Consider the following 12,940-nt stretch of genomic DNA (forward strand, 5'->3'; position numbering starts at 1 on the left):
TTAGTAGTAGCGCTAAAATGCTACTACTAAGTAATTACTTGTTATTAGCAATAACCGACGTTACATAAAAATTGTTAAATTTTAAAAAATCATTCAAAAAACTGCAAGTCTTTCATAAAAGAAATTAATAAGCAAAAATTCACTTGCGGCGTGGTTTAGCAGTGGTATCATTCGGGTATTACAAAAAGTAAAGGGCAATTTTACTATGACCAAAGCACCTGTTGCTCCTGTGGTGCTAGTCATTTTAGACGGATGGGGCTACTGCGAGGAAAAGCGAGGAAACGCTATTGTTGCTGCTAAAACTCCCATTGTGGAAAGTTTATGGGCAGCTTACCCTCATACCCTCATCCGCACATCAGGAAAAGCCGTAGGGTTGCCAGAAGGTCAAATGGGCAACTCGGAAGTAGGTCATTTGAACATTGGTGCTGGGCGAGTTGTACCGCAAGAACTGGTACGCATCTCTGATGCGGTCGAAGACGGTTCTATTGCCTTAAACCCAGCACTCGTCAAAATTTGCCAGGAAGTTCGCTCTCGGAATAGCAAGCTGCATCTAGTCGGGCTTTGTTCTGAGGGAGGGGTACATTCGCATATCACCCATCTATTCGGACTACTTGACTTAGCTAAAGACCAGCGAATTCCAGAAGTTTGTATCCACGCCATTACCGATGGTCGTGATACCGCCCCAACTGACGGTGTAAGAGCAATCACACTGCTGCAAAATTATATAGACCGCACAGGAATTGGGCGCATAGTCACCCTCAGCGGTCGCTACTACGCGATGGATCGCGATCATCGCTGGGATCGGGTAAAACGCGCCTACGACGTGATGACCCAAGATGGTACAGGTGATAATCGCACGGCTGTGGAAATCTTGCAAGAATCTTACGCCGAAGGGGTAAAAGATGAATTTATCAACCCCATCCGAATTGCACCCGGTGCAATAGAACCAGGTGATGGGGTGATATTTTTCAACTTCCGCCCCGATCGCTCCAGACAACTGACTCAAGCTTTGATCAGTCCCACTTTTAATGGTTTTGAAAGACAGCAAATCACACCACTGTCTTTTGTCACGTTTACACAGTATGATTCAGACTTACCCGTGGCTGTAGCCTTTGAGCCGCAGAATCTCAGTAATATTCTGGGAGAAGTCATAGCCAATCATGGTCTGAATCAGTTCCGCACCGCCGAAACAGAAAAATATGCCCACGTCACCTATTTCTTTAATGGTGGTCTGGAGGAGCCTTTTGCTGGAGAAGATCGGGAACTGGTAAGCAGCCCGATGGTAGCGACTTACGATCATGCCCCAGCGATGTCAGCAGCAGCAGTTACAGATGTAGCGATCGCTGCGATTCAAAAGGGTATATATTCCCTAGTTGTGATTAACTATGCCAATCCAGACATGGTAGGGCATACTGGTCAAATCGACGCTACCATTACAGCAATTGAAATAGTCGATCGCTGTTTGGGACGCTTGTTAGAGAGCGTTATCAAAGTCGGTGGTACAACAATTATTACTGCCGATCACGGCAACGCTGAGTATATGCTAGATGAGGGGGGTAATCCCTGGACAGCCCACACCACTAACCCAGTCCCCTTTATATTGGTAGAAGGCGAGAAAGTCAAAATCCCTGGATATGGTACAAATGTCGAACTGCGAAGCGATGGCAAGCTATCCGACATTGCCCCCACAATTCTAGAGATTTTACAGCTGCCTCAACCACCAGAAATGACAGGGCGATCGCTGCTGAAAACAGCAGATTATGAACTGCAACGCACTCGCACCCCTGTGCAAGTAGGGCTGTAAAAGAGTCCTCAGTCCTGAGTTAGGAGTTTTTAGCAAACTCCTAACTTTTGAATTCAGAATTCTGAATTCTGAATTCTGTTTTTTGAAAAATTGTTATAAATGAGATTCCTACCATGACAGTTACTAATATCGTGCAAGGCATTTGGGCGTTTTCCGCCACTGGTTTGATTATCTTAGTTTTACTACATAGCCCCAAAGGTGATGGTATTGGAGCCATTGGTGGACAAGCCCAGCTATTTAGCAGTACCAAAAGTGCAGAAAACACCTTAAATCGAATTACTTGGGCATTGACAGTAATTTTTCTCGGTTTAACAGTGGTTTTAAGTGCTGGTTGGCTGCCTAAATAAGGATAGGTCAATGGGGAAAAAAACCCAACACCAAATACTTCACATCCTAATAAATTTAATCTCACAACGGTTAATTACAGCTCTTGCCTTATTTATTGGCACAGGGCTGTTGCTCGTTTGTATTAATCTTCATTCGAGTTATGGGTTTACAATAATACCAAAATATGTATATTCAGGCTCAGTAATCTCTCTCTCCACCTCACCCATCCCAAAACCCCATCCCTTACCGCCCACACTCGCACAGTGGCAAGATAGCACTAACAGTGGTGACTACTTTTCACAAGTCACAACAACCCAAGTTGGTTATTTAATCTGGTCACAATTTCCCATTCGAGTTTACGTAGAACCACCAGAATACGTTAACGAAAAACAAGCTCAAGTATGGATTAATGGTGTCTTGCAGGGTGTAAAAGAATGGAGTAATTATTTGCCTTTGGCAATAGTAGAACAGGCAGAAAGTGCTGATATTACCATTGTGCAAAAAGCGCCACCTCTACAAATTTCCCCTGGTAGTAATAAACCTCGTGCGCGATCGGCACAAACTACTTACGAGTTATACACCAACAACAAAATTTTATCTCACCGCTTCACCATCTTGCTAAATCCTACTCAAACAGGTGAGTATCTCATTGCAGCTACGCGCCACGAATTCGGTCATGCACTGGGAATTTGGGGTCATAGTCCGCTACAAACTGATGCTCTATACTTTTCTCAAGTTCGTAACCCGCCGCCTATTTCTCCCAGAGATGTAAATACTCTAAAACGGGTTTATGAACAGCCAACCAGTTTAGGATGGTCTTTAGTGGATAATTCAAAGATTAATTGATCGATAGGTAATATACCCTACCGTCTGTCAGTAATCCAAGCCTCTCGCTGTTCTCCCTGAATTGACTGTACAATTCCAAACCTTTCCTCAATTTTGCGTGGCAGAGTGTATATCCCAAAGATGTAAACGCAATCTTCTTCTGGTTGATCTGTCAAAACACGGACTCTGGCTTCGTTATCTTGTAAACGCTCGATGAAAATAGATGCACAAATTTCAACATCTTCAGGAATCTCATATACTTCCTTTGAAAAGGTGAATTTCTTCTCTAAACTATTTGCAATTTGGTCAATAACGTTTGGTTCAGGCAATGGATTTGTGAAGCAATAGACGTATGTTCGGCAGCACTTTCCATGTTCTAGCTGCTCTAAGTCAGGGATATTTATCAACTTTATCTGACTTGCATCATACTTCATTTCGTTAACTTTCTTTAGTCAGATGTCTGTATTCATAAATCACAAATAATTGCATGACTAGAATACTAGCCAATACTGCCTAACATTGTTGCCCGATCGCACTCATTAGCATCTTAGAATTTACAGTGCGATCGCACTTCTTCCCTTTCCCTAAGCTCTACGACTTAGCGGTAGAGGTCGCTGCGCTAAAACTTCTTTATAAAGTTCTTCCAGCAGAGTAATATTTTTACTGAGGGTATAGCGGTCTAATACACGCTGTCTGGCTTTTTGCCCAAGTAAAGTTGTTAACTCTGGATGGTCTTGCAATACTGGCAAGAGGGTTTTTAACTGCGATCGCGCGGTTTTAGTACTAATAACTATACCTGCACCCTTTTCCAATACTTCTCCATCTGCACCCACATCTGTTGCTAAACAAGCCAACCCACATGACATTCCCTCTAACAGAGATAGAGACAAACCCTCTACCAATGAAGGTAGAACAAATACATCTGCGCCCCGCAAAATTTCGATGCGTCGGTCTTCATCAGCAATAAATCCCAACCAGATAATGCCGTATTCTGAACCATAAAACGGCTCTAAGGAAGACTTTAAAGGGCCATCGCCAACAATTAGCAACTTCGTACCAGACCCCATTGCCGACTGCTTCCAAGCCCGAAGAAGGGCTTCGACATTTTTCTCTGGCGCTATTCGACCTTGGTAAACAAACAAGCGTTCGGCTTTAAATTCTGCTTTGATTTGAGAAAATCCTGGAGAATACTTAACGGTATCAACACCATTGGGAATTACAGCAATATTTTCTTCCCTTACACCCATCCCTGCCAATAATTCTCGCTGAATTTGAGAAAATACAATCACGCGATCATAGTTAACTAAAAAAGGTGCGTAAAGCTGATAAGCCAAAAGTTGTGTTCCCGATACCAGCTTTGCCCCCTTGCCAGCAAAGGGTGTGTGAAAAGTGGCAACTAGGGGCAACCTCAGTTCCTCACAGATTTCCGGTAGAAAAAAGTCTAGAGGAGATAACGTCAAGGAAGCATGTACTACATCTGGCTTGATTTCTCGCAGCGACTCCGTTAAAAGTTTGGTCGCTTTAAAAGTGGGGATTGTATAAACCTGGGACTTATAAATAAAAGGGAGGGAAACCTCTCGAAGGTTTGGCCAATTGTCAGGTTCAGAGTCTTCTTGGGCGAAGTGAAGAAAGCTAACTTGATGTCCCCTATCTAACAAGGCATTTGTAATTTCTCGACTGTAGGTGACATTGCCGCAAAAGGGTGATTTTTTTCCAATCCAGGCTATACGCATTCTTTATTTAGCTGTAAGAAAAGCGGGTTTGATCTATTACTTGTGTTTCCTTCGTGATTTTTATTTTATCTAGCTATACTTGCTGGTTTTTTAGTTATTACAGATTTCCAAAAGGATCTAGTTTAAAAAGCTTATTTAAAGCTGATTAAACCAGTGGATTTATGGCTTTATTTATTCTACTTATAAGTTGTTAATTTCTGATATTTAAACAACTTATTTTGACTAAATGTCAGATTGATATCCCGCAAGTATGTGATAAATTTTCACTGACCATAGTTTACCATGAACAGAAAATCTTGAAGTAAATATTAATTACTTAACAAGTAATTAATAATAGCTCCTGTTAGCTGATAACTACTTGTGTGAGTTATACCAGGTTAAGATGCCTCCTAAAAAGACGATCGCAGCTAATCCCAAAAAAACTACCTGTAATCCCAAAAAGGTTTCTGCGACACCAGCTAATGCTAAAGGTAAGGAAAGGGCAATATTAATTACATTGTTTTGCAAACCAAATACTTTACCACGCATTTCTGGTGGTGTTTCTGTTTGGATTGCGGTTTGCATAGGAATTCCCACTAGGGCCCCAAAGATACCTAATAACGCCACCAGTAACAGGACTAGCCACAGTTGGGTTGTAAAGATTGATAGACCAATCAGGGATGCTGCCATACCCATACAACCACAAAGACTTAGTTGGGTATAGGAAAAGCGTTGACCAAATTGACCGAGGATGGTTGCTCCCGCAGCAATGCCAACACCACCGGCTGCTAGTAAAAAGCCAAACTGGGAAGCTTTCATATTAGGAATTATTTCTGCCATCCGAACAGCTAGAACAGTTAATGCTGCAAAGACAGAAAATAAGATAATTAGCTGAAGCAAAGCATTGCGGACGCGATGATTTGCTTTGAGATAGGCAAAACCATCTCGCAAATCAGAGAATACGTGAGGGAATTCTGTATCAGGGTGGTGGTGTTTTTCCTTAGTTGCTAAGAGGAATAAAATTAGTCCAGCGATCGCATAACTACCACCAACTAAAAGTTCTTTGCCCAAACTACCGCTACCACCAATTTGCGACCAAATTCCATCTGCGATCGCTAATAATGGTTCCCCGACAGCAAACCCAACAATCACCGATGCCATCATCGTTGTCGTATAAAGCGAATTAGCTGAGAGTAAATGCTGTTCTTCTACCACTAAGGGAATTGCTGCCTGTTCTGCCGGTGCAAAAAACTGTGTCAGTGTGGAAACTAGAAAAGTCACACCCAGGATGATCAAAAAACCTACGGGCATAACTCCTATGGGTTTCCAGCCATGAGTCAACCACAGCAGAAAGGGAATTGACAAAACCAGGATGCCGCGCCAAATATTCGTTGCCACCAGCACAGCCTTTTTTGACCAGCGATCGACAAACACGCCAGCAACGGAACCAAATAATACGGCTGGAATCGTAAAAGCCATCATCAATACTGACACCCAACCACTAATACTCTGATTACTAGCCTGAAACTGAGTATTAATCAAAGCAATCATCAGCACCAAATAAACTTTATCTGCTAGTTGTGAGAAAACTTGACCGCCCCAAAGAGCTAGGAAATTAGGGTTTTTTAATACAGGCAAAAATCCCTGCTGTTTGATATTTCCTGAAACAGCTTCTCCACCAGAACCAGATCCATTTAATGTTGGTGGTTCTTTTTCTGGGATATCAGCTACTGGCAAATGCCCGTTCTTATTTTCTTGGGCAATAGTTAATTTGTCCTCAGATTGTTTTTCTAATTGACTTAGAATATCAGTTTTTGGGATCTGGTCTGTGCAATTTTGATTGTTTTTAGAAACGTCTTTTGGGGACATTTCTTGTCCATTTATTTGACTAAGTGTACACTTTGAAACGGCACTCAAGTGATTCTTAACGTTAGGATCTGATATCCTATTCTGTTTTTTAACGAGGCTTGGTGACAAAGGCAGGATTTTTTTATCCAAATCAGATGGTTGCATCATGGTTGGCAGCAAAATAAGAATCGATCAAGGTAGCAGAGCGAATAGGGCGACCTAATTGGTACTGAGCATACTGGCGCAAAATCTGCTCAACAGATAACCAGTTATGGTCTCTAGCACCATCAATTTGCATTATCTCTGGTTGTGACAGATGTTGAAGCAAAGCCAGTTCCATAGCACCCAGACGACTAGAAATCAAAGGTATTTCTTGCCGATGCACAACAACTGTTTGGGCTGTTTGGGCATGGGGCATGGGCAATGGGATATGGGGAATGGGGTATTGGTTATTAATCTCCCCCTTTCCCTCTGTTCGTAAACGTTTCCAAGCTTCCAAGCAAATTGTTCCACCCGTAGGGACGCTAAATCCTATCTGCCAGTTGGGGTCTGTAAAGTCTGGCTTGAGGGAGCGCCCAGATAAGCAGCATACTTGCACTTGCGGCGTTACTCCTGCTAAGGCTAAAAGGTGAAACACCCCATGAGCCAGATGAGCCAAAACACCAGAAGAATTTGTACTAGACAATGCTTCTAAACGATGGAGATGTTCATTGAACAACTCATAAAGTTCTTCTTGGGGTTGTTCGCTCAAAGCTTGAGAGAGGACTATTTCTGCTAAATATTGGCTAGCAGCCAATTTTCCTAAATCTTTAGCTAAACCAGGATAAGTTTTTAACGTCTGTGCTTGAGTAATTTTATCAAGCGATCGCCCTTTGGCGATCAATAATTCATTCACAACAAACATACCACTCCTGCCGCCCAAACTGGAGTTGTGCTTACGTGCCCCTGGAGCAACTGCTCGAATCAGACCGAATTCTGGTGTCAAAATGGTCACTATTTTATCTGATTCTCCCAGCACCTGAGTTTTAAGATTAATTCCGGTTGCTTTGTAGGTTCTACTCATTAGTCATTAGTCATTAGCCAATCAATTTTGGATTTTGGATTTTAGATTAACGCCATACCTAAAAGTAGGGACTTACAAAAGGAATGCAAGGATTTTAGATTTTTCCATAGTTGAAACTAGCTACTCTGAAACCAGGTTTAAATTTTGAATCCTTCAATCCTTCAATCCAAAATCTAAAATTGGTCATTGGGTTAGGACAAAGGGCATAGATGTGCCCGTAGTTTTTCGCAGGTTAGGAAGATAAACAAATGACTATTCACCCTTCCCCAGATTATCGCGCTGGCGGATCAAATCGATACCGCGAGATGTGCCTAATCTAGTAGCACCCGCTACGATTAAGTCTAGAGCTTGATTGATAGTGCGGATACCACCCGCAGCTTTAATTCCCACTTTTTCTTTTGCCAATTCCTGCAAAAATCGCACATCTGCTACTGTTGCACCGCCATTCCAACCTGTACTAGTTTTTAAGAAAGCCGCCCCTGCCTCCATAGCTATTTCAGCAGCTATTTTTTTCTCCGCATCTGTCAACAGGTTAGTTTCCAAAATTACCTTGACAGTTTGCCCAGTCTCTTCACAAATTTCGGCAATTTCCCGGTGGACTTCTTCAGTTCTACCAGCTTTCAACCAGCCCAAGTTCATGACCACATCCAACTCAGTGGCTCCATTATCCGCCGCTTCTTGAGCCTCATAGAGTTTCACTGCTGAAGTTGTCGCACCAGAGGGAAAGCCAATCACAGTACACACCTTGGGATTCTTGCCGTGGAGGAGTTCGACAGCTTGTTTGACATAGGTGGGGTACAAGCAAACTGCCGCAAAATTGAATCTATATGCTTCTTCACACCACTGCTGAACCTGCTCTGGAGTAGCCGTTGGCGTTAACAGGGCGTGGTCGATAAATGGCGCAATATCAATATTTGGATAGTCTGCTGCCATCGTGATCTTCTGCCAGTAATTGATTATTAAACTTTATAAAAAATTAAAACATTTCTTATATATATATTAAACCATATTTATTACGAGTTTATCCTGAAAACAAGCTACTAACTTATTTTGGATGTTGGTTCTGTAGATGTTGCGGAATTATTGTAAGTGTTTAAGTTGACATTAGGCTTAGTAAGGTTAGAAATATTAACAGCATTTTTTACACCAATTCCTAAGAAGTTAGTAATAGTTTTAGCTAACGCATTGGATGCTAAATAGGGTACGCCATTACCAATAGTCTTAAACATATTAGTGAGTGACATATTCTCTGGAAGTACAAAACTTGCAGGTAAAGATTGGATAGCTAAAGCTTCTGCTACAGATATTCGCCGGATTTTATAGGGATGCAAATGCACTTCATTATTTCCATAGCAAGCTGTCGGAGAGTAACGCCATCTGTGAAGACGCTTGAAAGACTTTTTAGAATCATCTCCTTCATCAATAGCAGCAAATCTTGTGATACCTGCCCTTGGTTTAAAACAGTTTTCAGTATTAGGATGCTTCAAAACATTATTTTTTCTAAACCAATATTCAACTGTTAATTCTTGAGGGATGTCGTCAGGACAAAGCATGATGGAATTTTCTTGGAATGGATCGCACTTCTGCCAAGGGTAAGCAAAAACCTCTTCTTGAGGATATAAAATATGATTTTTCCAAGGAAAAGACTTTTCAGTAAGTAACTTTTCACTACCGACATTTATTCCTATCTCTTTGATAAAATTATTTCGGAAACCAACGAGAATAATTCTTTCTCTATCCTGGGGTACACCATATTCAATAGCATTAATTAACCGCTCTGTTAAGATATAGCCTGCTTCTAGTAGTTTTTGCTTGAGCGATTCAAAAAATAAACGGTGCTTTGTTGTTCTCCACAACCCCTTTACGTTCTCAAATAAAAAGAAATCTGGAAGATTGCGGCAAATTAATTCAACATAAGAAGCGGAAAGCTTGCCATTATCTCCTAATCTTCCTCTATTTTTCCCGCCAATAGAAAAATCAGGACAGGGAGGGCCACCAATGAAGCCCACAATATTATTAGATTTGCGGCAGTCTTCTACTAACTCGCAAAGGTGTTGTGCTTGTAAACCTTCGTGAAGTTGGACTACATCTCCTCTTTCTCCGTGATGATACCCATATTCTGGCAATGGCAGATTGAGAATCTGGCGTGAATAGCGGTATGCTGCCATGAATGGTGAAAACATTTCATTGACGTAAACAATATTAAAACCGCTAGTTTCAAAACCTAAATCTAGGAATCCCGAACCAGCAAAAAAGGAGAAAATACAAGGGCGATCGCTCATTTAATAACTAAATATTGTAAACCAGTCTTAATTAATATCAGAATACTTAGGGTTTATACTTACGTACCAATCAAAAGTTAAAAATTTGAAGGCTGCTTAAATAGTAAAAAAATTCATACTTCCTCTAAGTATTTAATATCTAAGTTTACTTAATCTTTAAGGAAAATCCCTGACAGAAAAAGAGTCTGAAGTCACAATTAAATATAAGAGTTTCTAAGCTCTAAACAATGTTGAAGACAAATATTTGTCATTCAACAAAAAACCGGGGTACTTCAGATTAACTTTTATGCGAATTTTAATTTACTCTTACAACTACTATCCAGAGCCAATTGGTATTGCCCCACTGATGACTGAATTAGCAGAGGGACTAGTGAAGCGTGGGCATCAAGTACGTGTAATCACCGCTATGCCCAACTACCCTGAGCGTCAAATTTATCAGGAATATCGGGGCAAGTGGTATCTCAACGAATATAAAAATGGCGTTCAAATTCAACGTAGTTACGTTTGGATTCGTCCACAACCCAATTTATTAGATCGGGTGTTACTAGATGCTAGTTTCGTTGTCACTAGTTTTGTACCTGCCCTCTTTGGTTGGCGGCCAGACGTGATTCTCTCAACATCGCCATCTTTGCCAAGCTGTGTGCCAGTTGCTCTTTTAGGATGGTTACGTGCTTGTCCTGTGATCTTAAATTTACAAGATATATTACCAGAAGCAGCCGTTCATGTTGGTCTACTGAAAAATAAATGGCTTATAAAGTTATTTACAGTATTGGAAAAATTTGCTTACCACACTGCCAGTAAAATTAGCGTCATTGCCGATGGTTTTGTGGACAATTTGCGATCTAAGGGCGTAGAAGCTGACAAAATTGTGCAAATTCCCAACTGGGTTGATGTAAATTTTATCCGCCCTTTGCCTAAAGAAAATAACCCTTTCCGTGCAGCACATAACCTGAATGACAAATTTGTAGTACTTTATTCTGGCAACATTGCTCTAACCCAAGGCTTAGAAAGCGTTGTCAAAGCCGCTTCTGTGTTGCGCCATATCCCAGATATTGTTTTTGTGATCGTTGGAGAGGCAAAAGGTTTACAGCGATTGCAACAGGAATGTCTAAACTGCGGCGCAGATAACGTTTTGCTACTGCCATTTCAACCCCGCAAAGATTTGCCACAAATGTTGGCAGCTGCCGATGTTGGTTTAGTAGTGCAAAAGAAAAATGTTGTATCCTTCAATATGCCATCAAAAATTCAAGTGCTACTTGCCAGTGGAGTGGCCTTAGTTGCCTCTGTACCAGAGAATGGTACAGCAGCAAGAGCCATCAGGCAAAGTGGCGGCGGAGTTATCGTTCCTCCAGAAGATTCCCAAGCTTTAGCGATGGAAATTTTAGATTTGTACCAAAACCCCGAAAAAGTCAAAACTCTGGGTTATAAAAGTCGCAAATATGCCGTTGAAAACTATGCTTTTGAACAAGCTTTAAATCAGTATGAGTCATTGTGTTACTCATTAATGGCAGAGCGTGGAACAATTCAGTCCACCAGAGTTACAAAACAAGAAGTTTAATCTACAGCAATGGGGTTAGATTGCACAAAGTGCTAAATCCAAAACCCCTACGATTCTGTTCCTGTTGGGCATAATTTTCGTACCCTCTTTATGGTGGGCTGTACTTAGAAGCTAAATGTTGTTCGAACCGTACCAACATAAGTATTGTGATTACTATCATTATGTTCTGGACTTGTAATCACAAATAGTCCTGGAGTTATTGCCAGATTATCTGTGACTTGATAGTGGTAAAAGGCTTCCAGATGTAAAGAGCTATCCTTATCTTTGAAGCCATCGCCGAAACTATTATGAGTCACTTTGGGAGGTTGACCCACAGTAAATCCTGCAAAGCTGCCTTTTCGTCCGATATCTCTGAGAGCTAGTAGCACTGCCCATGTGAAGATGGACGCATTGGGATCTGTTGGTAAATCTTCTGCTTTTGCATGAATAAAACCAACTCTACCACCGAGAGTGATAACTGGGCTAAGTTGCCAAGCAGCTTCTGCACCAAGTGAATTAGCAACGATCGCATCTGCCTCATCATTAAATGGATCGCTGGTTAATTCGCTTCCAGTTCCCGTCTTCAAATTGTTATGAGAGTGAATATAGGTAAGGCTGAGTTCTGTTGTTTTAGTGGGTTCGAGGGTTAGTTGAGCGATCGCTCCGTAAGGGCTAGCAAAAATCCCCTTCTCTGAATTAGCTGCATTGCTACTGATATATCCTAATGACAAATTCAAAGCTTTATTCAAATTATGAGAAATACCGATACCTGCGCCACTACCTTGGCGGCGAATGGGATTTTCTCGTCCAAATGTAGAAATCGATCCGTCTCCACTACCGCTAAAAAGAGGATTGACACTAGGAACAAAGTCGCCTAATCCTCCTCCCAAACCGTAGAAAGTCATGCGGGTTTGTTTGCCTAGTGGAAATCTGTACTCTAGCTCATCTACTTCCACCTCATTGTCATCGTCACCATCAAATCCCAAATTTGTCATTTGAGTTCCAGTCACATCTTCTAATGCTGGTGTGTTCCTTGCTTGTAAGCGTACTTCCAATTTATCTTTTCCAGTAAAACTGCTTACGAAGCTCAGACGGACGCGATCGCTCAATACTAAATTTTCATTTATTGGTTTACTGCTATTGGCTCTCTTTTCACCAGCGAATCCAGTCACAGCAAAGATGACTTCCGCCTCAAGTTCAACATGGGGGGCAAACTGTTGCGTTTCTAATGCAGCAACGTTGGTTTCTAATAAAGTAACTCGTTTTTCAAGGGTTTTTAATTCTGTCGATAATTCAGAAACTGATGTGATTTTACTTAATGCATGATTCTCAGCATTATATTCATTTAAATTATTAAAATTGTCGGGGATGGGTGTTGCATTAGCTGGAGTTATGCTAATTAAACTGCATGAGAGAATTAAGCTAATTAAGCGAAATCGTCGTAAATACATTGAACCAAACAATGCTCTCTCCTGAAAGTTATCAATTAAAACAATTGATATTGCTAATTTAGAAAATGTATTTTTTATTGTAGAGAATAAA

11 protein-coding genes are annotated in these 12,940 nt (G+C 41.2%); 4 read left to right on the plus strand and 7 right to left on the minus strand.

The annotated features are described in order from the left end of the window. The first annotated feature begins 205 nt into the window (after positions 1-205). From gpmI to GNF10_RS05550, 3 genes are all read left to right on the plus strand, one after another. Positions 206-1,804: a 2,3-bisphosphoglycerate-independent phosphoglycerate mutase gene (gene gpmI / locus GNF10_RS05540; protein ID WP_185581212.1), complete on the plus strand. Its 1,599-nt coding sequence runs from the start codon at positions 206-208 to the stop codon at positions 1,802-1,804. Between the two features lie 113 nt (positions 1,805-1,917). Continuing rightward, complete coding sequence (gene secG, locus GNF10_RS05545; protein WP_094328436.1) at positions 1,918-2,151, plus strand: preprotein translocase subunit SecG; 234 nt, start codon at positions 1,918-1,920, stop codon at positions 2,149-2,151. 10 nt (positions 2,152-2,161) lie between these two features. After that, complete coding sequence (locus tag GNF10_RS05550) at positions 2,162-2,977, plus strand: peptidase (protein ID WP_185581213.1); 816 nt, start codon at positions 2,162-2,164, stop codon at positions 2,975-2,977. A gap of 17 nt (positions 2,978-2,994) precedes the next feature. On the opposite strand, the gene GNF10_RS05555 is transcribed toward GNF10_RS05550, so the two are convergent. The 6 genes from GNF10_RS05555 to GNF10_RS05580 all read right to left on the minus strand — a co-directional run bounded on the left by GNF10_RS05555 (position 2,995) and on the right by GNF10_RS05580 (position 9,861). After that, entirely contained in the window at positions 2,995-3,390 is a 396-nt protein-coding gene (locus tag GNF10_RS05555) for a hypothetical protein (protein ID WP_185581214.1), read from the minus strand. A 150-nt stretch (positions 3,391-3,540) separates the two neighbouring features. After that, positions 3,541-4,689, minus strand: coding sequence for a glycosyltransferase family 4 protein (locus tag GNF10_RS05560; RefSeq protein WP_185581215.1), 1,149 nt, complete (start codon positions 4,687-4,689; stop codon positions 3,541-3,543). Between the two features lie 354 nt (positions 4,690-5,043). Continuing rightward, positions 5,044-6,681, minus strand: a complete 1,638-nt coding sequence (locus tag GNF10_RS05565; RefSeq protein WP_185581218.1) for an MFS transporter — start codon at positions 6,679-6,681, stop codon at positions 5,044-5,046. Continuing rightward, positions 6,668-7,579 (minus strand): DNA repair protein RecO, encoded by a 912-nt coding sequence (recO, locus tag GNF10_RS05570; protein WP_185581216.1) that lies wholly within the window; start codon positions 7,577-7,579, stop codon positions 6,668-6,670. The genes GNF10_RS05565 and recO overlap by 14 nt, the downstream gene beginning before the upstream one ends. Positions 7,580-7,831: 252 nt before the next feature. Beyond that, the gene (gene deoC, locus GNF10_RS05575; RefSeq protein ID WP_185581217.1) at positions 7,832-8,512 is read right to left on the minus strand and encodes a deoxyribose-phosphate aldolase; all 681 of its coding nucleotides are present in this window, start codon (positions 8,510-8,512) and stop codon (positions 7,832-7,834) included. A 107-nt stretch (positions 8,513-8,619) separates the two neighbouring features. Further along, positions 8,620-9,861: a DNA cytosine methyltransferase gene (locus tag GNF10_RS05580; protein WP_185582064.1), complete on the minus strand. Its 1,242-nt coding sequence runs from the start codon at positions 9,859-9,861 to the stop codon at positions 8,620-8,622. 286 nt (positions 9,862-10,147) lie between these two features. Here GNF10_RS05580 and GNF10_RS05585 point away from each other — a divergent pair, with 286 nt between their 5' ends. Then, the gene (locus GNF10_RS05585) at positions 10,148-11,419 is read left to right on the plus strand and encodes a glycosyltransferase family 4 protein (protein WP_185586206.1); all 1,272 of its coding nucleotides are present in this window, start codon (positions 10,148-10,150) and stop codon (positions 11,417-11,419) included. A 104-nt stretch (positions 11,420-11,523) separates the two neighbouring features. Here the strand turns inward: GNF10_RS05585 and GNF10_RS05590 are convergent, their stop codons facing one another. Further along, the gene (locus GNF10_RS05590) at positions 11,524-12,861 is read right to left on the minus strand and encodes an iron uptake porin (protein ID WP_260446279.1); all 1,338 of its coding nucleotides are present in this window, start codon (positions 12,859-12,861) and stop codon (positions 11,524-11,526) included. Between the last annotated feature and the right edge of the window lie 79 nt (positions 12,862-12,940).

It is taken from the genome of Nostoc sp. UCD121 (genome assembly GCF_014222285.1).
Lineage (GTDB): Bacteria > Cyanobacteriota > Cyanobacteriia > Cyanobacteriales > Nostocaceae > Nostoc.